The 20,519-nt window shown below is 63.6% G+C and carries 22 protein-coding genes; 14 read left to right on the top strand and 8 right to left on the bottom strand.

Annotated features, from left to right (window positions below; all coding sequences use genetic code 11):
• The first annotated feature begins 124 nt into the window (after positions 1 to 124).
• The 5 genes from GSQ83_RS10875 to GSQ83_RS10895 all read left to right on the top strand — a co-directional run bounded on the left by GSQ83_RS10875 (position 125) and on the right by GSQ83_RS10895 (position 4,267).
• Positions 125 to 268, top strand: coding sequence for a hypothetical protein (locus GSQ83_RS10875; protein ID WP_158802909.1), 144 nt, complete (start codon positions 125 to 127; stop codon positions 266 to 268).
• A gap of 11 nt (positions 269 to 279) precedes the next feature.
• Positions 280 to 1,134 (top strand): hypothetical protein, encoded by an 855-nt coding sequence (locus GSQ83_RS10880; RefSeq protein WP_158802910.1) that lies wholly within the window; start codon positions 280 to 282, stop codon positions 1,132 to 1,134.
• A gap of 307 nt (positions 1,135 to 1,441) precedes the next feature.
• On the top strand, positions 1,442 to 2,422 hold the full coding sequence (locus GSQ83_RS10885; protein WP_158802911.1) for an ABC transporter substrate-binding protein: 981 nt from the start codon (positions 1,442 to 1,444) through the stop codon (positions 2,420 to 2,422).
• A 22-nt stretch (positions 2,423 to 2,444) separates the two neighbouring features.
• Entirely contained in the window at positions 2,445 to 3,449 is a 1,005-nt protein-coding gene (locus tag GSQ83_RS10890) for an ABC transporter permease (protein ID WP_158802912.1), read from the top strand.
• A 5-nt stretch (positions 3,450 to 3,454) separates the two neighbouring features.
• The gene (locus tag GSQ83_RS10895) at positions 3,455 to 4,267 is read left to right on the top strand and encodes an ATP-binding cassette domain-containing protein (RefSeq protein ID WP_158802913.1); all 813 of its coding nucleotides are present in this window, start codon (positions 3,455 to 3,457) and stop codon (positions 4,265 to 4,267) included.
• A 9-nt stretch (positions 4,268 to 4,276) separates the two neighbouring features.
• Here GSQ83_RS10895 and GSQ83_RS10900 read toward each other — a convergent pair whose 3' ends face one another.
• Together GSQ83_RS10900 and GSQ83_RS10905 are read right to left on the bottom strand one after the other, a co-directional pair.
• Entirely contained in the window at positions 4,277 to 5,341 is a 1,065-nt protein-coding gene (locus GSQ83_RS10900) for a tartrate dehydrogenase (RefSeq protein WP_158802914.1), read from the bottom strand.
• Positions 5,342 to 5,392: 51 nt separating this feature from the next.
• Positions 5,393 to 6,772: an MFS transporter gene (locus tag GSQ83_RS10905; protein WP_158802915.1), complete on the bottom strand. Its 1,380-nt coding sequence runs from the start codon at positions 6,770 to 6,772 to the stop codon at positions 5,393 to 5,395.
• A 301-nt stretch (positions 6,773 to 7,073) separates the two neighbouring features.
• Here GSQ83_RS10905 and GSQ83_RS10910 point away from each other — a divergent pair, with 301 nt between their 5' ends.
• Genes GSQ83_RS10910 through GSQ83_RS10935 form a run of 6 tightly spaced genes read left to right on the top strand, consistent with a single transcriptional unit; the run spans position 7,074 to position 12,306 of the window.
• Positions 7,074 to 8,084 carry an extracellular solute-binding protein gene (locus GSQ83_RS10910; RefSeq protein ID WP_216850041.1) on the top strand — a complete coding sequence of 337 codons (1,011 nt, stop codon included), beginning with the start codon at positions 7,074 to 7,076 and terminating at the stop codon, positions 8,082 to 8,084.
• A 15-nt stretch (positions 8,085 to 8,099) separates the two neighbouring features.
• Entirely contained in the window at positions 8,100 to 9,005 is a 906-nt protein-coding gene (locus GSQ83_RS10915; RefSeq protein ID WP_216850042.1) for an ABC transporter permease, read from the top strand.
• Positions 9,002 to 9,799, top strand: coding sequence for an ABC transporter permease (locus tag GSQ83_RS10920; protein ID WP_158802917.1), 798 nt, complete (start codon positions 9,002 to 9,004; stop codon positions 9,797 to 9,799). The genes GSQ83_RS10915 and GSQ83_RS10920 overlap by 4 nt, the downstream gene beginning before the upstream one ends.
• The gene (locus tag GSQ83_RS10925; RefSeq protein ID WP_158802918.1) at positions 9,796 to 10,866 is read left to right on the top strand and encodes an ABC transporter ATP-binding protein; all 1,071 of its coding nucleotides are present in this window, start codon (positions 9,796 to 9,798) and stop codon (positions 10,864 to 10,866) included. Before GSQ83_RS10920 ends, GSQ83_RS10925 begins: the two co-directional genes overlap by 4 nt.
• A gap of 6 nt (positions 10,867 to 10,872) precedes the next feature.
• Positions 10,873 to 11,631 carry an MBL fold metallo-hydrolase gene (locus tag GSQ83_RS10930; protein WP_158802919.1) on the top strand — a complete coding sequence of 253 codons (759 nt, stop codon included), beginning with the start codon at positions 10,873 to 10,875 and terminating at the stop codon, positions 11,629 to 11,631.
• A 45-nt stretch (positions 11,632 to 11,676) separates the two neighbouring features.
• Positions 11,677 to 12,306, top strand: a complete 630-nt coding sequence (locus GSQ83_RS10935) for an SGNH/GDSL hydrolase family protein (RefSeq protein ID WP_158802920.1) — start codon at positions 11,677 to 11,679, stop codon at positions 12,304 to 12,306.
• A gap of 13 nt (positions 12,307 to 12,319) precedes the next feature.
• Here the strand turns inward: GSQ83_RS10935 and GSQ83_RS10940 are convergent, their stop codons facing one another.
• Genes GSQ83_RS10940 through GSQ83_RS10950 form a run of 3 tightly spaced genes read right to left on the bottom strand, consistent with a single transcriptional unit; the run spans position 12,320 to position 15,451 of the window.
• Complete coding sequence (locus GSQ83_RS10940) at positions 12,320 to 13,147, bottom strand: sugar phosphate isomerase/epimerase (protein WP_158802921.1); 828 nt, start codon at positions 13,145 to 13,147, stop codon at positions 12,320 to 12,322.
• Complete coding sequence (locus GSQ83_RS10945; RefSeq protein ID WP_158802922.1) at positions 13,147 to 14,223, bottom strand: Gfo/Idh/MocA family protein; 1,077 nt, start codon at positions 14,221 to 14,223, stop codon at positions 13,147 to 13,149. The genes GSQ83_RS10940 and GSQ83_RS10945 overlap by 1 nt, the downstream gene beginning before the upstream one ends.
• A 25-nt stretch (positions 14,224 to 14,248) precedes the next feature.
• The gene (locus tag GSQ83_RS10950) at positions 14,249 to 15,451 is read right to left on the bottom strand and encodes an ROK family transcriptional regulator (protein WP_158802923.1); all 1,203 of its coding nucleotides are present in this window, start codon (positions 15,449 to 15,451) and stop codon (positions 14,249 to 14,251) included.
• 180 nt (positions 15,452 to 15,631) lie between these two features.
• Here GSQ83_RS10950 and GSQ83_RS10955 point away from each other — a divergent pair, with 180 nt between their 5' ends.
• Positions 15,632 to 16,192: a glucose-6-phosphate isomerase family protein gene (locus GSQ83_RS10955; protein ID WP_216850043.1), complete on the top strand. Its 561-nt coding sequence runs from the start codon at positions 15,632 to 15,634 to the stop codon at positions 16,190 to 16,192.
• A 49-nt stretch (positions 16,193 to 16,241) separates the two neighbouring features.
• Here the strand turns inward: GSQ83_RS10955 and GSQ83_RS10960 are convergent, their stop codons facing one another.
• Positions 16,242 to 17,369 carry an aminomethyltransferase family protein gene (locus tag GSQ83_RS10960; protein ID WP_158802924.1) on the bottom strand — a complete coding sequence of 376 codons (1,128 nt, stop codon included), beginning with the start codon at positions 17,367 to 17,369 and terminating at the stop codon, positions 16,242 to 16,244.
• Positions 17,370 to 17,434: 65 nt separating this feature from the next.
• Positions 17,435 to 18,412: a hypothetical protein gene (locus tag GSQ83_RS10965; protein WP_158802925.1), complete on the bottom strand. Its 978-nt coding sequence runs from the start codon at positions 18,410 to 18,412 to the stop codon at positions 17,435 to 17,437.
• Positions 18,413 to 18,610: 198 nt separating this feature from the next.
• Between GSQ83_RS10965 and GSQ83_RS10970 the strand changes: the two genes are divergently transcribed.
• On the top strand, positions 18,611 to 19,429 hold the full coding sequence (locus tag GSQ83_RS10970; protein ID WP_216850044.1) for a 1-acyl-sn-glycerol-3-phosphate acyltransferase: 819 nt from the start codon (positions 18,611 to 18,613) through the stop codon (positions 19,427 to 19,429).
• Positions 19,426 to 20,199, top strand: a complete 774-nt coding sequence (locus tag GSQ83_RS10975) for a glycosyltransferase family 2 protein (protein ID WP_158802927.1) — start codon at positions 19,426 to 19,428, stop codon at positions 20,197 to 20,199. The genes GSQ83_RS10970 and GSQ83_RS10975 overlap by 4 nt, the downstream gene beginning before the upstream one ends.
• Here GSQ83_RS10975 and GSQ83_RS10980 read toward each other — a convergent pair.
• Positions 20,102 to 20,519 (bottom strand): hypothetical protein (locus tag GSQ83_RS10980; protein ID WP_216850045.1); only part of this gene is annotated, 418 nt, incomplete at its 5' end. The two genes, GSQ83_RS10975 and GSQ83_RS10980, sit on opposite strands and share 98 nt — an antisense overlap.

The raw sequence follows: 20,519 nt of genomic DNA on the forward strand, positions 1-20,519 counted from the left end.
GCGCGACCGGCGCCGCAGCGTGGGAGCGTGGCGGACAGGTCGCGCGACGGTCTTTCCTGCGCAACCTGAGCTTGCAGATAGCGCGATCCGCCTAACCTTCGGAAACCCAGGCTTGGAACCGGGATTGAGTGCCGACGCAGGCGCTTGGTCCAGGTTCGACGCCCGGAAGACCCAAACGAAGGTGGCTCTCATGGGACGTGGCATTCTACTCTGGCTCCTGGGCATTCCGCTGCCCATCATCATCCTGCTCGCGATCTTCTGGCACTGAGGAGAGCGGACATGGCCATCACATCGGGCGGCTACGCGCCCATAGTCTCGCCGGTCGGCGAAGTATCGGCCCGGGAATCCCAGGTGACCGCCGTCGCCTGGCCCGCCATCATTGCCGGCGCTTTCGTCGCGGCGGCCGTCACCATTCTTCTGGTGGCGCTCGGCTCCGGCATCGGGCTCGCCTCGGTCTCACCCTGGTCGGGCTCCAACCCCTCACCCACCACCTTCACGGTTCTTGCCGCGATCTGGCTCATTCTCGTGAATTGGATCGCCTTCGGGCTAGGTGGCTACATCACCGGCCGGCTGCGGACCAAGCATGTCCAGATGCACACCGACGAGGTGTTCTTCCGTGACACGGCGAACGGCTTCGTTACCTGGGCAGTCGCCTCGGTTCTCGCGATCGGCTTTCTGGCAAGCGGCGCCTCGTCCATCATTGGAACCGGCACCCACGCCGTCGCGACGGTCGCCTCCGGCGCGACCGCAGCCGCCAGCCAGACGAGCTATCTGACCGACACGCTGTTCCGGCCGGGCCAAGCCTCGGCGGCGGCATCAGCCGGCGACTCTCGCGCCGAGGCTGGGCGTATCCTCGCCACCGGTCTCGACGGCGATATCGCTCCAGCCGACCGCACTTACCTCGCGCAGCTCGTTGCCGCGCGGACCGGCGTCTCGCAAGCCGACGCTCAGAAGCGCGTCGATGCCGTGATTTCGACGGAGCAGGCTGCCGTTCAGAAGGCTAAACAGGCCGCGAACGCCGCGCGCAAAGCTGCGTCCGCGCTCTCGTTCTTCACCTTCTTCTCGATGCTGATCGGCGCCTTCATCGCCTGCGTCGCCGCGGCAATCGGCGGCCGCCAAAGAGACGCTTTCTAACCGCGTCCTCGCGAAGGCTCGGAAAGTCCGGGAAGGTTCCCGGACTTTCCGATTGCAGCCGCCGAGAGCCTATCGCGCAACCAGCCGCACCCCGTAACAGTAAACGCCTTGCTCGCCATGTTGCAGCGCAGCATCGGATATACGGCCTCCGGGTTTCCCGGAAGCGACGCGCGCCGCTAATCGACTTCTGTAAAGCTCAGGGAACATCTCAGGGCCGCCGCTTGACAGGCATTCGATAGCCAGTTGAATGGCGCGAGGAAATCCAAGCGTCCGCCTCCGTGGCGCACAGCAAAAATAGGGAACGTCGATGATGAAATTCCAGGTTCGTGGCATCCGATCGGCGCTTCTCGGCGGTTGTTGTTTGGCACTGGTCGCCGGTGCCGCCTTGATCGCCAGCCCGCAAGCCAAAGCGCAGCAGGCGACGATCGGCTTTGTCCCTAGCATCGCCTCCGACCCGTTCTTCGTCTCGATGCAATACGGCGCGCAGGAAGAAGCGAAGCAGCTTGGCGTGAAGCTGGTGTGGCAGGGCGCGATGGGCGTCTATTCCCCCACCGCGCAGCTTCCCTTCGTCAATGCGGTGCTGAACCAGAAACCGAGCGGCTTCGTTCTCGTGCCGACCGATGGCAATGCGCTCATGCCCTCCGTTAACCGCGCCGTCAGCCTCAAGATTCCCGTCGTGACCGCCGATACCAGCGTTGCCGACACTACTAATATCGTGGGCGCCGTGACCGGCGACAATATCGGCGGCGGCGCGCTTGCGGCCGATCTGCTCAACGAGGCGCTCGGCGGCAAGGGCGAAGTCTATCTGATGAACGGCCTGCCCGGCACCAGCACCGACCTGCTGCGCAAACAAGGCTTCGAGGGCAAGCTGCCCAGCTATCCGGGCCTCAAATATCTCGGCCAGCAGTTCAGCAGCGATCAGCCGAGCCACGCGGCTCAGGTGGTCCGTGACCTGTTGCTGCGCTATCCGCATCTCGGCGGCGTCTTTTGCATCGACGACGAGACGGCCATCGGCGTGATCCAGGGTCTGCGTAATGCGGGCAAACTTGGCCAGGTCAAAGTCGTCGCCTATGACGCCGAACCCGGCGAGGTTGCCGCGCTGAAGGCCGGAGACCTCATCGGTTTGATCGCCCAGCAGCCAGTGCTCGAAGGGCAGATGGCGGTGAAGATGGCCTACGACGCGACCAAAGGCATCAAGCCCGCGCAGAAGAACAACATCCTGCCGGACATCCTGATCAAGCGCGAGACGATGGATCAGCAGTCACAGTATTTCTACCGCGGCCAGTAAGCGACTAGACGAGGGCGGCGGAATGGCGACACCTGCGACGACCGTGCCGGCCAATGACTCCTGGCTGTCCCGCCGCCCTCTCATCAAGCAACAATTGCTGCTGGTGGTGGCCCTTGCGGTCATCGTCGGCATCTTCGACGTGCTCAATCCGGGTTTTCTCGGAACTGACAATATCAGCAGCATCCTGCAGGATTCGACCGAGACGATTCTGCTCGCCTTCGCCGAAACGCTGGTCATCATCACCGGCGGCATCGACATATCGGTCGGCGCCACGCTCGGCCTCTCCGGCATCATCGGCTCGATCGTGCTTGTCGCGCTCGGACAGGCCGGGTTTGGGGCTTTGCCGAGCCTGCTGGTCGGCACATTGGCGGCGCTGGCGGTCGGTTTTGTCACCGGATTGTGTAATGCGCTGATGATTACCCGCGCACGCGTCACGCCGTTTATCGCGACGCTTGCCATGCTCGGCATCGCGACGGGCCTGACCTTCGTGCTGACCAATGGCGTCGATATCTCGGGCCTCGCGCCGCAGATCGCGACCTGGGGCAATCACGTCTTCCTCGGCGTCCTGACGTTGCCGATCGTTGTCACCGCGATCCTCGGCATCGGCGTCGGGCTGTTTCTGCATCGCGCGCGCTTCGGCCGATGGACTTTCGCGATCGGCTCCAATGCGCGCGCGGCGCGCGGCGCCGGCATTCCCGTGGCGCGGCATCTCACCAAGATCTACGTCATCGCCGGGTTGCTTTCGGCAGTCGCCGGCGTTCTCGTCTTCATGCGCCTCGGCACCGGATCGCCGCTCGAAGGCGCCAATGACGAACTCAACGCCATCGCCGCCGTTGTCATCGGCGGCGCGAGTCTTTTTGGCGGTACCGGCACCATCATCGGCACGTTGCTCGGCGCGCTCATCATCGGCACGATCGTCAACGGCCTCATCGTCGCCGGCATCCAGCCTTACTGGCAGACCGTCATCATCGGCGTGATTATCGCCATCGCCGTGATGGTGCAGGAACGTGGCCGGGCGAGGGACTGACGCGCATGAACCTCACCGCCGCCACCAACACCGATCGCAAGCCCGCGGGCGAGACCCTGCTATCGCTGCGCAATGTCACGCGCAGCTTCGGCTCCGTCACCGCATTGCAGGACGTGACCTTCGATGTGCGCGCGGGCGAGGTGCTCGGCCTGGTCGGCGACAATGGCGCGGGCAAATCGACGATCATCAAGATCATCTCCGGCATGTTCCCGCAAACCAGCGGCGAGGTCATTCTGGAGGGCAAACCGCGCCACTGGTCCGCGCCGCAACAGGCACTCAGCGCAGGAATCGAAACCGTCTACCAGGATGTCGGCCTGGCTTCGACGCTCTCCATCACCGCCAATATTTTTCTCGGACGCGAGCTGGTGAAGCCGGGGCTGCTCGGCCGCATGGGCTTCCTCGACAATAGCGCGATGACCAAGGTGGCGCGGGAAGACACCGCCAAAACCGGCATCCGCCTGCCGCATCTGGAAACCACTGTCGGCAATCTGTCCGGCGGTCAGCGCCAGGCGATCACTATCGCCCGCTCGATGTCCTGGGCGCGCAAGCTGCTCATTCTCGACGAGCCGACCAACCATCTCGGCGTGCACGAGGTCGAGGAATTGCTGCGCCTGATCCGCCATGTGCGTGATGAGGGCGTCGCGGTCATTCTCATCTCGCACACGCTCGCGCATGTCATGGCGATCACCGACCGCATCATCGTCATGCGTCTCGGCCAGGTCGTGGCGGAGCACAGCACGCGCGAAACCACCACCTCCGCCGTCGTCAACGATATCGTCGGCGCGACAGAGGCCGAAATCGCGCGCAGCGTGAACTGAAGCCAGCGACTACGCCGGCCCGCGCTTGATCTGCTCCGAGACAGCGGCGGCGACATCGGCCGTGGTCGCATTGCCGCCTTGATCGGGTGTGCGAGTCGCGCCAGCCGCCGTGACGCGCTCCATCGCCGCGAAGATTGCGGCGGCGCATTCCTTCTCGCCGAGATACTCGAGCATCATCGCGGCGGACCAGATCGTCGCGATCGGATTGGCCTTGCCCTGCCCCGCGATATCGGGCGCCGAACCATGCACAGGCTCGAACATCGACGGACCGCTACCGGTCGGGTTGAGATTTGCCGAAGCCGCGAAGCCGAGACCACCCTGGATGGCAGCGCCGAGATCGGTGAGAATATCCCCAAAAAGATTCGACGCCACCACGACATCCAGCGAATGCGGATGGGTCACGAAACGCGCCGCCATCGCATCGATATGATACCGCGTGACCTCGACATCCGGATAGTCCCGCGCGACCGCCTCCGTCACCTCGTCCCAGAAAACCATCGAGTGTTTCTGCGCATTCGATTTCGTCACCGATGCCAGCCGATGGCGACGCAACCGCGCCTGCTCGAAGCCGTAGCGGAGAATCCTCTCGATGCCGCGCCGCGTGAAGATCGAGGTTTCGACGGCCACCTCATCCGCCGTGCCTTGATGCACGCGGCCGCCCGCGCCGCTGTACTCTCCCTCGGTATTCTCTCGAATACACAGAATGTCGAAACCTTCCGCGCGAAGCGGCCCGACGGTACCCGGCAGAAGGCGATGCGGCCGAACATTGGCGTATAGGTCGAAGGCTTTCCGGATGGGCAGCAACAACCCATGAAGCGAAACGGAATCCGGCACGCGGGCCGGCCAACCAACCGCACCGAGGAAAATCGCCTGGAAGGGCCGGAGCTGTTCGATACCGTCGGCCGGCATCATCACGCCATGCTCCAGGTAATAGTCGCACGACCAGGGGAAGCGGACGCCGTCCAGCGCGAAGCCAAAACGCCCGGCTGCTTGTGACGCAACGTCCCAGGCGGCTTCAACCACTTCCGGCCCGACGCCATCGCCGGGGATCAAAGCAGTTCTGTATGTCTTCACGTCGAAAACTCCTGTGTCGCGCGAGCGCTCGCGTTCTTAGCTGTTGGGCTCTCAGCCCCACTTCCGCGCCGAGGGAGGCAGCAGCAATCTCAGCGACGATACCCCAGCCGCGATCGCCGCAACACTCGCCGCGAGGATGAGGCAGACCACAGTCCCGTTGGACGTGAAGACGTTGAACATCAGCGCCACCAAGGTCGCGCCGATCGTCTGGCCCAACAACCGCGACGTGCCCAAAGCGCCGCTCGCGCCGCCGGTGCGTCGAGGCGGCGCGGCTGAGATCATGGCGCGGTTATTCGGTGACTGGAAGAGTCCGAATCCGATACCGCAGACCGCCATCCGCCACATGATATCCACCGGATGCGCATGAGCCGGGAGCATCGCCAAGGTTGCAAGACCGCAAGCGAAAATGGAGAGTCCGATGCCGCCCAAAACGCCGGCCGAATAGCGATCCGCGAGCCGCCCCGAAATTGGTGCCGCGATCACTGTCGCCATCGGCCAAGGCGTCATCAGCAGGCCGGTCTGCACCGCAGTGCGGCCGAGTGATCCCTCGATGTAGAAAGGCAGCGCCGTGAAGGCCAGCATCTGCGCCATGAAAGAGCAGGTCGAGGTTATCGCCGAGAGCCGGAACAGCGGAATGCGCAGCAGATCAATCGGCAGCAGCGGCGCGGTTCGCGTCAATTGCCGCTGGACCAGCAATGCGCCGGAGACCAGGGCCAGCGCAAACTCCAGGACGATGAATAGCGCCTTCTGCCCATGCGCCAGGCCCTCGAGTGTAAAGATGAAGGACGCCATCATCACCCCGTGCAATGCGGCCGAGGCAGTGTCGAATTTATGCGAGGCGAGCGGCGTCATCGGCAGAGAACGCAATGCCGCGACGAAGGCGATCAAGCCCACAGGCACATTGACCGCGAAAAGCCATGGCCATGGGCCGACCGAAAGCAGCGCCGAGGCAATGGTGGGCGCAATGGCGGCCGAGGTCGCCGCGATGAGCGCATTGATGCCCATTCCACGCCCGAGCAGCTTGCTGGGATAGACGAATCGCGTGAGTGCGGCATTGACGCTCATGATGCCCGCGGCACCCAGCCCCTGCAGCACGCGCGCAAGCGTCAATGTCAGCAGCGATCCCGACAGCGCGCAAGCCAGCGAGGCGAGCGTGAACACGACCAATCCGCCAAGATAAACTCGCCGGTAGCCGATAATCTCGCCGAGGGACGCCAGCGGCAGCAGGAAAATGGTCGCCACCAGCTGATAGGCATTGATGACCCAAATGGATTTCGAGGGCGAGGCATGGAGATCATGGGCAATCGACGGCAGTGCAACATTCGCGATCGCGCCATCCATCACCGCAAGCGTGACGGCGAGCCCGATGGTCAGCACCGCCAGATAGCGCTGGGGTACGGGCACACCGTTGCTGCCGTCGCTGAAGTTCATGGTAAATACGTTAGGTGTCTTGTCCGATTCCGACTACCGCCTTCTGATCAGGTATGGCGCGCATTGCCCGTGCGGGAGGTGCGCTCGGCCGGGGCTGCAACCCAATCGGGAGGCGGCACCAATTTGCCTGATACCGACCTAGTAGCCAAAATCGGATTTTATGGCGCAAGCTGATCCCGGAACCTATTCTGCGTTTCTCGTAAATCGAAGTTGGGTGGAGAGTGTGATGACCAGTCCGTGCCGAACAGATACGAAAGCCGCACGCGGGGCTCTCCTGGCGCTAATAGCGGGCGTGGCTTGGATGGTCGTCAGCACCCCCGCTTTTGCGCGGAATACCCTCGATGTGCTGACCTGGTGCGACCATGAAGATCCCGCGCTGCTCGGTCCCTTCGAGAAGGCCAATGACGTCAAGGTCAATTTCAAGGACATCGATTCGACTGCGGCCGCCCTGGCGGTGCTGGGTCAATCCAAGCCCGGCGATTGGGATGTTCTGGTCGCCGACGAAACCGATACCGGCCGCCTCGCGGGCCTCGGCCTGCTCGCGCCTCTCGACGCGAAGGACTTTCCCTTCGGAGATATTCCTACGGCAATCGCCAGTCCGAAGCTGACCTCCGTCAATGGCGTCCTCTATTCCGTGCCGGAAAAATTCGGCTACAACACGATCGCCTACAACAAGACGACCTTCGATGCGGCCGCCGCTGCCGACATCAACTCCCCCTGGGATCCCAAATATAAGGGACGGGTCGCGGTCTATGACTATTACGTTCCGGAAATTGAATACACCGCCATCGCCCTGGGGATGAACCCGGAAAAGCTTACCGACGCCGACCTCCCCGCGATCAAGGCTAAGCTCATCGCGCTGAAACAGAACGCCGCCATGGTCGGAGACGTAACGACAGTGCAGCAAGCCTTGGCCACCGGCGCGGTCGACGTTCTCTTCGGTGGTGGCGAATGGGTGACCGCCGGGCTCGCGCATGACAATCCGAACCTCAACTACACGATCCCGAAACAAGGTGGTGTCCGCTGGCAGCAGGGCCTCAGCGTTTTCGCAACTTCTCAGAAGAAGGATCTCGCGACGAAATTCATCCAGTATATTCTCAGCCCCGAGGGTCAGGGAAAACTCGCGACCTCGAGTTGTTACTGGGGAATGCCCGCCAATAGCAAAGCGGTGCTGACGGATGATCAGAAAACCATCCTCCGCTGGTCGGACCAGCCGACCTATATCAAGACGACCTTCCCCTATCTGCAAATGACTCCGGACTTCGACAAGAAACTGCAGGCGATGTGGGCGGAGGTGCTGCAGAGCAAATAGGCGGTTTGCCGACAGATGGCGCGGACATTAGCGCCTGTGGTTGCGGTTGAGAGGTCCGCGAATGAAGCGCGGGCGGCGCGGCGCGACAGGCTGGCGGGCGCCGCCTTCACATTGCCCGCTCTCATATGGATCCTCATATTTTTCGCCGCGCCACTGGTTCTGATGGCCTATTTCAGCTTCACGCCGCTCTCTCCGACCGGCGGGCGCGGCGCCATCGGCCTGGGCAATTACCGGGCGTTCTTCGCGGAGAGCGCCTATGTCGAGGCGCTGTGGAATTCGGTCGTCACCACCGCCATCGTCGTCGTCCTCAGCCTATTGCTGGCCTATCCTTTCGCTTTCGCGATCGCGACCAAAGTTCCGCGATCCTGGCAGCGCCTCGCCCTTGCTGTTGCCATCCTGCCGTTCTGGACCTCCTACGTCGTGCGATCCTACGCGTGGCTGCTCGCGCTATCGCCATCGGGCGTCATCAACTGGACGCTGCATGCCTTGGGCGTCACACATCATCCGCTGATGCTGGCCTATAGTCCGGGCGCGACAATTCTGGGCTTCGTGCATTTCTTCATCATGCTCAATACACTGACGATCTATGCCAATCTGGTGCAGATCAATCCGCGCTACGTCCTAGCGGCGCGGGACCTCGGCGCCGGAGCCTGGCGCAGTTTCCTTACCATTACTTTGCCGCTCAGCATTCCGGGCGTCATGGTCGGTGCTTTCCTCACCGTTGTGCTCTGCATTGGCGACTATGTGACTCCGCAAATCCTTGGCGGATTTCGCGAGTTGCTGCTGCCGCAGGTCATCATGATGCAGATCCAGCGTCAGCTCGACTTGCCGATGGCCTCCACCATGTCGCTGCTGATGACGATCGTCGTCGCCATCGTCTATCTCGCGATGCAGCGCTGGTTGCGGATGGCACGGTTATGATTCGCTTCTTCTCCCGCTATTTCGGCACCGCCCTCGCCACGCTCTATATGCTCGCCTGCTACGCCTTCATTTTTCTACCGGTTGGCGTGCTGGTGCTGTTTTCCTTCCAGGATGGCCGCTTGCCCGTGCCGCCCTTCCACGGCCCGACTCTCGTCTGGTATGGCCGCGCTTTGGGCAATGATCGGCTGATGGCCGGCCTCGGCAATTCGCTGATCGTCGGCGCGGTCTCTTCCGCGCTCTCCGTTCTTCTCGGCTTCCTCGCCGCTTATGGCATCGCCCGCTATATCTTTCCCGGCCGTCGTGCCTTGCAGGCTTTCCTCGTTCTGCCGCTCGCCGTTTCTTATTTGCTCATCGGCATGGGCCTGCTGGTCACCCTCTCCGCCTTCGGTCTTTCGCCATCACTCGAGATGGTCGTCGTCGGCCATGTCGTCATCAATATGCCGCTCGCCTTCGCGATCGTTCTTGCACAGCTCGGGGAACATCAGCGCCGTATGGAATGGGCGGCCCGGGATCTCGGCGCCTCCACCGCCCGCATTCTGCTCACCATCGTGGTGCCGCTTATCGCCCCGGCGCTGATCGCGGCTTTCTGCCTGTGTTTCACGCTGTCCTGGGACGAATTCCTCATCTCCTTCCTGGTCACACGCTTCGATGTAACCTTGCCTGTGGTGATCTGGACCATGCTGCGCGGCGGCCTCAACCCGCAGACCAACGCGGTCGGCTCCATCATTTTCGCCGGTTCCATTCTGCTTGTGGCAACCGTCGAGGCTCTGCTTTTCGGAAAGCGCCGCGCATGACCGCACCCATCCATCTGTCGGTCGAGGGTGTCGGCAAGGTCTATGATGACGTTGTTGCTTTGGCAGATGTCACGCTTGCAGTGCCAGCGGCCTCCTATGTTGTGCTGCTCGGCCCCTCGGGCTCAGGCAAGACCACGCTGCTCTCGGCGATTGGCGGCTTCACTGTGCCAAGCGCGGGTAGAATCGTGATTGCAGGACGGGACGTCACCGCACTCGGCGCGGCGCAAAGACCGACGACGACGGTGTTCCAGGACTACGCGCTATTTCCGCATATGTCTGTACTGCGGAACGTTGCCTATGGGCTCAGCGTGCGCGGCATTGCGCGAGCCCCGCGCCGAGCGCGCGCGGAATCCGCGCTCGATATGGTGGGTCTCGCCGGCTACGGCCATCGCGGCATCCATGAATTGTCCGGCGGCCAGCGTCAGCGTGTGGCGCTGGCACGGGCCCTTGTCGTCGAACCGGAGATCCTACTGCTCGACGAGCCGCTCGGCGCGCTCGATCTCAACCTGCGGCGCCAGATGCAGGACGAATTGCTCGGCCTCCAGCGTCGCACCGGCCGCAGCTTCGTCCACGTCACCCATGACCAGGAAGAGGCAATGGCGCTGGCCTCGCTCGTTGTCGTCATGAACAAAGGCCGCATCGAGGATATGGGAACGCCGGCGCGCGTCTACTCCCGGCCGGCCACTCGCTTCACCGCACGATTCATGGGCGAGAGCACGCAAATTGAGGGCCAGGTGCGCGCCGCCAGTTCCGTCACCATGACGGTCGAAACGATCCTCGGCACGCTCATCGTAGCGCAGCCCGAGGGCCGTGTCTTTGCCGCGGGTGCGCAGCTCACCCTGATTCTGCGCCCCGAAAATATCGGCGCCGCCGGCGGCAGTGAAATGACTCTGGGCGAAGTGAGCGTGACAGATGTTGTGTTCCAGGGCGCCCATCTTCGCGCGCTGGCGCGCCACGAGCGCGGACAGGAATTCGTTCTTCGCCTCGCGCCTGACACTACCGTCGCGCCTGGACAATCACTACAACTCGGATGCCGGCGCGTCGACCTTATTCCCGTGGAGGCCTGACTAGTCATGCCGCAACTCCCGACGATTGCCGCGGACCGCTGGTACGAAACCCAGTCGATGGCTGACGGCATCACGCTGATCCATGAGCCTTGGATCAAGCCCTTCTACCGCTGCAATATGTGGCTCGTGCGCGGCCGCGATCGCGATCTGCTCTTCGATACGGGGCTCGGCGCGGTGCCGCTGCGGCGGTCCGTGCCGTTGCTGACGGGTCGCCCAATCCTGTGCGTCGCGAGCCACACGCATTACGACCATATCGGGAGCCACCACGAATTCGCCGACCGCTGCGTGCATTGCGCCGAGGCCGCGATCCTCGCCGATCCACGCAACGACCTCACGCTGGCTGACCCCTATGTGAGCGATGAAATGTTTGAAGGTGTGCCACCGGGATGGAGCGCCGCCGCCTATCGCATTCCGCCGGCGCCCGCCGGGCGCCTGCTGATCGATGGCGACATTGTCGATCTTGGAGACCGCAGCTTTGAGGTTATCCACACGCCCGGCCACTCGCCCGGCGGCATTGCATTGTGGGAAGCCACGACTGGCACATTGCTTTCCGGCGATATCATCTATGACGGACCGCTCATCGACGACGCCTACCACTCGCAGCTCGATGATTATGTGGCGTCTCTGGAACGTTTGCTACGGCTGCCGGTTTCAGTTGTGCATGGCGGCCATTTCCCGAGTTTCGGCCAGGAACGTCTTCGTGTCGTCATCGCCGAATACCTCGCGGGCCGCCGCACCGCGGGTTGCCATCTCGCGTCTGAGTGACTTTATCGTGCCGACCAAAGCATTTCGATTGACGGGAGCTTGGATATGCCTCGCATCTTGGTATTCGGCGATTCGAATTCCTGGGGCTTTGAGCCCGGAACCGGCCGCCGCTATCCGAAAGGAACCCGTTGGCCGACCGTCATGCACGAGTCCCTTGGCAATGACTGGGAGCTTGTCGAGGAAGCGTTGAACGGCCGCACGACCGTCTTTGATGATCCGATCGAGCCCTACCGTAGCGGCGTCGCTTATTGGCCGGCTTGCCTGCTGAGCCACGCGCCACTAGATGTCATCATCATCGCGCTTGGGATCAACGACCTTAAGCGCCGCTTCTCGCTATCGGCCGCCGATATCGCCGGCGGCGCTGCGCGCCTGGTGCAGATCGCGCAACAACTCGCGGTCGATGAGGAGGGGCGCCACCCTCAGATCATCCTGGTCTCGCCGCCGCGACTCGCCAAACTCAGCGACTTGGCCGATACCTTTGCGGGGGGTGCCGAAACATCGCATCAGCTCAGAGCACAATTCGCGAAAACCGCAGAGGCTCTCGGCGTGCATTTCATCGCGCTCGGCGACAGTGTGGCGCTCTCCGATATCGACGGCATCCATCTCGACGCCGATGGTCACAAGATATGGGGCCGTAAGATGGCGGAGCTGGTCAAGACGCTGCCGCGCTCCTGACCGACACGCATCGTTAGAACTCCGCCAGCACCCGGCTCAGGAAAGCCGAGACTCCGGGGGCATCCTGAGCCGCAAGACCATGCGTTACGAGCGCCCCATCGAAGCCCGCTCGCCGCAGCGCTGTGATGTAGTGAGGGAAGTCGATCACACCCTTACCCGCCACAGCGAAATGCCCATCCGCCAATCGGTCCTTGGCATGGGCAAGGACGATGTAGTCCCCGAGCAAATCGATCGCGCTCTCGACAATCACCTTCTGCCGCGCGGAAGTCTCTACGTCGAAAAGATTGGCGGGATCCAGCACGACACCGAGCCGATCGGTCTGGAACGCGTCGAGCAGCTTTCGCGCAAGAGCGGCCGAACTCACGACATTCGCGAGTTCCGGCTCGATGCCGATCACGAAATCATATTGCTCGGCCAGGGGAAGGAGAAGCGCGAATTCGCGGCACATCTCCAGCCAAGACTCTGGCTTCTCGTTGTCAGAGTGGTGGCGCCATTGGTTCTCGGCGTCACGGCTGCCGGTGCAGACAGTCAGAAGGCGGGTTCCCATCGCATGCGCGGCGGCGCCGATGGCAGCAAAGCTCTTCCTGCCCTTCTCACGCTCACCTGGGTCAGGGTGGACCATGTTGTAGGTGGCCGAGACAGCGACGATCTCGATCCCGCTATCCCGCGAGGCAGTTTGCACGGCCTGCGCGACAGCCTCCGGCACCTCCATCGGCAAAGCCTCGAGGCCGGAACAGGCCATGTTATACTGCACCGCCTCGTATCCGGCGGCGCGCGCGGCTGTTAGAGCGACATCTGGCCGCGTCGCGTCGAACGCTTTAGCGAAGATCCCGAGTTTCATCACAGAGCGCCGGAAACCTCGGCAAGCTTGACCGCCCGGCCGCTCCGCGCGGATTGAGCGATGGCGATCATGCCTCGCACGGATGTAATGCCGTCGTCGATATCTGCGCCGGTCATCGGCGCGCGGCCGAGACACGCATCCGCGAAGCCCTCAAGCTGGCGGCGGTAGAAATGTCCGTCCGCACCGAGAATGCGCGTCGTCGTGCCACTGGACTCATGAAAAATATCGACGTCGCTCGTCTTATAAAGCCAGGGATTGTAGGTCTTGCCGAGAACGCTGCCATTCTCGCCGTAGATCTGAAAGCCCTCGTGCCAATCCATCCGTACGGCAACCGTCAGGTCCAGATGACCCAGGGCACCGCTCGCGAATGCCACATCAGCGAACCAGCAATAGGCGCCGAACCGCTCCCGCAACCTCGCCTCAACCTCGACGATCTCACCGCCAAGGTAGCGGGCGGTATCGAGAAGATGGCTGCCATGGGCCAGCATGTAATAGCGCTGCAAATCAGCCTTCGGATTGCCCGCCGGGCGCTTCGCCAGTGCGGACTTCACAATATGCGGCTGCACGGCGTCGGTTAGGTGGTAACGATGGGTCGAGTCGCAGTACCAGCCTTTGAAGGCGAGAAGCTCACCCATTTCCTCGTCGATAAACGTTTTCGCGCTCTGCAACCCAGCATCGAACCTTTTCATGTGGCCGACCTGGAGAATGCAACCGGATTCCTCGACCACGCGCCGCAGACCCTCCACCTCCTCCACCGCAACCCCCAGCGGCTTCTCGCACAGAACATGCTTGCCCGCCTGGAGCGCGGCGGTCGCGGCTGCCACATGGAAGGCGTCGGAGGTCGCGACGATAACGGCATCAAGCGCCGGATCGGCCAGCATCTCGTCGTAGTCGCGGAAGGTTTTGGCCGGAGCGAAAGTCCATGCCATGCGCTCGAGAAGGTCCTCGGCCACATCGCAGATCGCATAGAGCTCGGCGTTCCTCGCTTTGACCGCGCTCTCGAAATGCGCAGCCTGGGCGATAGGCCCGCAGCCCAATACGCCAACCTTGAGAAGACGCTCATCCGTCGCCATCATTTGTCTCCCATGCGACATCCGTCGTTCACGCACGCAACTCGTGTTCTTGCAATTCGACCGTTGAAATATCGAAAGCGTGGTGATGCGCGATCGTTGCCGCGCCGACCGCGCATTCCATGACGCCTAGATGGGAGAGCCGTATCTCGGGCATTTTCATGCCAGGAACGATTCCCTCGGCCACACGGACCTTCACGGCCTCGAGACAACACTCGAGCAGCGGGCGCATGACGCCGCCGAGCATGAAGGTGGTCGGATTGAAAATATTCGAGAGCGTGACGATGCCGAGGCTGAGGTAATGCGTCAGGGAGGCAACGGCCGCCGCCGCGCCGCCATCCCCCACGGCTGCCGCCGCGGCAATTCTGCTCGGTAAGGCGGCCAGTTCCGATCTGGTCAGGTCGGCTGTGCCTCGAAAAATCCGGGCCATGGCTTCAAGGTTGACCCAGCTCTCCAGGCAGCCAACCTGGCCGCAGCTACAGCGATGCCCGTGTTCGGTAATCCGCATATGGCCGAACTCGGTCGCGGTGCCGGCGGCACCTCGTAAAAGCCGGCCATTGATGATGGCGGCCCCGCCGCAGCCCGTGCCAAGCTTGAGGAAGATCGTGCAGAGGCTTGGCAGGTTTGGCTGCGTATAGACCGAGCCGAAAGCCGCGGCATTCGCATTGTTCTCGACAATGAACGGGAGTTGCGTCGCGTCCCGCAGCATCGCCAGCAGATTGACGTTTTTCCAGCCCAGAATCGGCAGGTGAACGATGTAGCCTTCCGACGTCACCAGGCCCGGAACAGTAACGCCAGCGGCCTGTATCTTACCGGCGAACCGTCTGGCGTCCTGGTAGCGCGCCACCTGCTCCGCGATCGCGCGCACCGCCTTTTTGGGCGTGATCGAGCGCGAGACAACAACTTCGGTGGAAGCGACCACCGACGCCGCCAGATCGAGCAGCGCATAGCGCATGACCCCGACACCCATCTCGACACCCAGGAAATAGGCGCCCGTCGGATTGAGGGCGAGGCTGATAGCCGGACGTCCGGGCTCCCGCACTGCCGCCTGGATCGGGCCCGGGATCTCCTGCACCAGTCCTCGGCGCGCGAGTTCGGAAACGACGCGCGTGATCGTGCCGGGCGTGAGCGATAGGCGCCGCGCGATCTGGGCTCGGCTAGCCGAACCCTCGGTGCGCAACATCGTCAGAATGCTGAGTTCATTGACATAACGTGCGAGTGTCTGATCGGCCATGGATCCTGCTGGTCGCTCTCGGCGGCGCGGCAGACCATACCCTAGTTAATTGCTTTATTCAATCAACTATTGCCCGCGCCCGTTCGACGTGCTTAATTTCGCGGAACATCGCCTCCAGCAAAAGCCGCGCCGGCTGCACGGTCGGATTTGCCAGCCTACCGAACCCGGAGAGACCCCAAAATGTTGTTACCCGAAGGCGTCTTCATCGATGGGCGCAGCGGCGCCGTTCCCAATGCCAATGAGCGCTACGTCAAGCCGGTGACGGAACTGCGCGGCCTCTACCGGGACGCCGCCGCTTTCGACGCCTATGTCGCGCAAAACCCCGCCGCCGTCGGCTACGAAGTCGCGGGATTTCGCAGGGAGGGCGCCGATATCTTCTTCGGCACCACCACGATGTATCCGGGGAAAATCGGCGACGAATATTTCATGACGCGCGGGCACTATCATGTCCGGCGCGATTGCGGTGAAGCCTATTACACTCAGAGCGGAAACGGCGTTCTGCTGTTGCAGACCCGCGAAGGCGAGACGCGGGAAGTTGAGATGGCGCCCGGCATCTGCGCTTTCATTCCGCCCGACTGGGCGCATCGCTCGGTCAATACCGGAGCTGAGCCGCTGGTATTCGCCTGGTTCTGCCAAACCACCGCCGGCCATGATTACGCCGATATCCTGACCCACGGCATGCGCCGCCTGGCTGTCGATCGAGACGGCAAACTCGCGATCGTGCCCAACCCCGGCTTCTGATCGCCAATTGGTCCGGGCCGAGAGCCCGGAACAACCAGCTGCAGCTGCGTCAGGATTTGGCGCGCTTGCCCTCGGGATCATAAGCGGCACAGGTGAACACGGTCGCCTCCGCGGCAGCGCCCTCGGCACTGGCGATCCTTACGACCGTGCCGTCCACAGCAAACTCCGGCGGCACATAAGCCATCGCCAGCATCGCGCCGAGGCTATGGCCCATGTCGGAAGAACTCACCTTGCCGACCACCCGTTCCTCAACCGACACCGCCGCGCCGACCGCGGGCTGCGCCGCGCCCGCCGCGAGCTTGAGTAGAACGAGGCGCCGCGAGGTACCCCCCGTCTTCTGCTTCTCCAGCACCGCACGCCCTCGGAACTCGGGCTTCGCAAGCTTCACGGTCCAGCCCAGCCCAGCCTCGATCGGCGAGGTCGTCTCATCCAGATCGAGACCATAGAGCGGGTAACGCTTCTCGATCCGCAGAGTGCGCAGCGCGCCGAGACCACAGAGCCGCGCGCCATGCGCCCGCCCCGCATCGAGCAAGGTGTCGAGCATGTGCTCGGCATATTCGCTCGGGTAGAACAGCTCATAGCCCAGCTCGCCCGAATAGCCGGTGCGCGACAGGATAACCTCCGGCACATCGGCGACCGTCGCTTCGATGAAGGAGAAATACGGCAGCGCCGTGTTCGAGAGATCCGTGCTCGTCAGCCCCTGCAGCAAAGCGCGCGAGGCAGGTCCCTGCACGGAGATATAGGCGCGCTTGTAACCAAGGTTGGTGATCACGGCATGCGATCCGCCAACCGCCTGTTGCACGGCGGCGATCACCTGAGCCACCCGGCTCGGCGTCGGATACAGCAGGAAACGATCGGACGCCGTGCGGAAGCACGTCAGGTCATCGATCATGCCGCCCTGGTCGTTGCAGGGCGCCGCGTAGACAACCTTGCCGACCGGCTGGCCACTGGTATCGGCGACCAGAGCGCGGTCCAGCACTTTCGCCGCGTCCGCGCCCGCGACCTCGATCGCGACCTGGTAATAGACATCGAACAGCCCGACCTTCTCGCGCGTCGCGCGATGCTCCTCCTCCGTCGATGTGAAGACGAAGGGTGCCGCGAAACCGATGCGATCGACGAACTGGGCGCCATGCGCCACGAATTGGTGGTGATAGGGGGAGTGGCGGATCATCGCCATGCGTCTTCCTCTCGGGTTTTCGGCTCGTTTACGCGCTCTTAACGTTCCGACAAAGCCGGAGGCGGTCAGCCGAGCGCCTCGCCCCGCGCATAGCCCTCGATCTCCAGCAGAAGCTCCGGGCGGCAAATCTCCGCCCGCAGCAGGATCGGCGCGCGGCCCATGCCGGCCTCAGCGAGACCGCGTTCCACCAGCGCGCGATCCTCGGGACGGCGGAGATAGGCTTTCAGCACGAGATCCCGCTCCTCGAAGCGATAACCTTGGCGGCGGCTTTCGGTCAGCAGGGCGCGCAGGTTGCGCAGCGTCTCGGCAAGCTGGGCCGCGGGGTCGCCCGGGTGCTGACTCTCATGCGAAACGATGCTCGCGGTGCCGGAGAGGAACAGCATGGCGCCCGCCTCATCCTGGGCGACCAGGGCGCGGCTGAAGGTCGGGCTGCGCGGACCGTATCGCGTCGGATAGCGATAGGCGCTGATTTGCCGTGGGTTTTCTATCGGCAGGCCCGCCGTCCGCGCGGCGATGAAGTATAGCGTCTGCAGGTCCCCGGCGCTGCCAAGTGCGCAGGCGGCCGGGGCGGCTTCGACCACGCGCCCCCGCGCTGCGAAGGCCTCGTGCCGCCCCTCATTGAAACGGCGATAGCGCTCCTGCCCCGCCTCGACCCGCGTGATGCCCGGTAGGTAGTTGAAGATTCGCAGCAGATGCGGATAGCCCGCTTCCTCGGCCAAGGCGAAAAGCTGGTCGTAAGAGTCGCGCGTGACCGAGGCGAGGTCACCGGCGGCCTCCGACTGGATCATGCCGAACAGGTGCGTGACGTCATGACTGAAGCGAAACTCGCCGCGAGCGCTCCGTTGCACCGGCCTGTCGCTGGTCCAAACTTCGAGCAAAGCCGAGCCATCGACGGGCGGCAGCGCCACGCCGAGGAAGGGGCAATCTGGCGCCAGGCCGGGCGGTCTGGAGCTGCCAAACCCGGCCACGCCAAGAACCTGCGCGGCCATTTCCGGCATCGCAGCGAAAGCCTCGGGCGTCAGGTAGCGAAGAGTCAGGCTCATGCGGAACACCTCACCAGCCGCATGATACAAGTCGTCAACCGCGACACTTCGCACGACCGACTCTGGTCCATGACACGATCTGCCCTTAGTTTTGAGGCAGAAAGCGCGACTGGCCGTGACCTGTCCATCCTCCGGCCCAGCTTTCGCCACCGTGCGGCGGTCAGAGGGGATGGTTTGCGGCGAGCAGAGGAGGCCGAGGTGCCAGACTCCATTCCGCCTCCCTTGGCACCCAGCTATGTCGCTCATGGCGGCAGGCTTGGCGGATGGCTGCTGTCGGTATCGGAAGCCGCGCGCTTCTATGCGGTCCTTGCGGCCTTCCCTTTGCTTTGCCTGGCCTGGAGCCTACCGGCGCGGCTCCTGACAATCCTGCTGCCGCGACGCATCCAGCCGCGACTCGGCCGCTTTGGGATCACGACGGGGTTCCGCCTCTACCTCGGGCTCATGCGTCTGACGGGGCTCGCACGGTTCGACCTCTCGGCGCTCGACCGGCTGCGCGAGGATCGCGGGGTCATCATCATCGCCAACCATCGCTCGCTGATCGATGCGGTGCTGATGCTGTCCCGCCTGCCGCGCGTTACCTGCATCAGCAAGGCGGCGCTGTGGAACAGCCTTATGCTAGGCGGCGGCATGCGCCTCGCCGGCTATATCCGAAACGATTCCGCCCATGCCCTGATCCGCACCGCCACCGCCGCCCTTCGTCGCGGCGAGCCGCTGCTCGTCTTCCCCGAGGGTACCCGGGGGACGGCCTATCCGATCGGTCAGTTCAAGAGCGGCGTCGCGATGATGGCCAAGGCCACAGGGGCCTCGGTGCAGACCGTCTTTCTGGAGAGCAACACGACCTATCTTCACAAGGGCAGGCCGGCGCTGCGCAAACCGGCTTTTCCCCTGATCTACCGCGCCCGGCTTGGGCGCAGGTTCGAGGCGACAGATGATGTGCAAGATTTCGTGACGGAGCTCGAAGCCTATTTCCGGGCGGAACTCGAATCCCCGCGCCTTTGGCCTCGGGAGCTGTCTTGAGCCCCGACGCCAAGACGCATCTCGTTCTCATCCCGAGCTACAATACAGGCCCCCAGGTGATGCGCGTCGTTGCGGAGGCGCGCGCGGTCTGGACACCGGTCTGGGTGGTGGTGGATGGCAGCACCGATGGCACGGACACCATGCTGCGCACGGCCGCCGCCACCGACACCGGCCTCCGCGTGCTGATAACGCCGCGCAATCGCGGCAAAGGCGCCGCCATTCACGAGGGTCTGCGCGCCGCCCTGGAAGCGGGTTTCACCCACGCACTGACTTTCGATGCCGACGGCCAGCATTCCGCCGCCGACATCCCCCGCTTCATGGCCGCTTCTAGCCGCCAACCCGACGCGATGATCCTCGGCGTGCCGGTATTCGGGCCCGAGGCGCCGCCGCTTCGCGTGAAGGGCCGGCGCATCTCCAACTGGTGGGCCAATCTGGAGACCGGCGGCCGTATCGCCGACTCGCTCTTCGGCTTCCGCGTCTATCCCATCGCGCCCCTGCTCGCCGTCCTGGCCGCGAACCGCTGGATGCGCCGGTTCGACTTCGATCCCGAAGCCGCCGTGCGGCTCTGCTGGGCTGGACTGCCGGTGGTAAACCTGCCGGCGCCCGTGCGCTACATTTCGGCTGAGGAAGGCGGGGTTTCTCACTTCCGCTACGTGTGCGACAATGCCTGGCTCACCTGGATGCATATCCGGCTGATGCTATCCGCGCTGCTCCGGCATCCGGCCGTGCTGCTGCGCCTGAGGCCACCGGCGCCTCGCCGAGCGCCATAGGCAGCGAGACCGCGCGCAGCCCCTCGGCCGCCAGACGATCGAGCAGGCGCGGCAGCATTTCCAGCACCACCGGCCAGCCGTCGGGAGAGAGGGCGCAGCGGCCGTCATGCATTAGCAGAATGTCCCCAGCGACAAGATCATGGCTTAGGCGAGCAAGGCCGCGAGCCGCATCCCCGCGCGTGCCGTCCAGCGCTCGCCGCGTCCAGCTCAGGTAGGTCAGTGGCAGTCCGGCCATCGCGGGGGTCAGCAACGGGCTGCGGATACCGGCGGGCGCACGGAAAAACCGAGGCGCCTGTCCGGCGAGCGGCGCCAAACTCCCC

The organism is Acidisoma sp. L85, from assembly GCF_009765865.1.
Classification (GTDB): Bacteria; Pseudomonadota; Alphaproteobacteria; order Acetobacterales; family Acetobacteraceae; genus Acidisoma.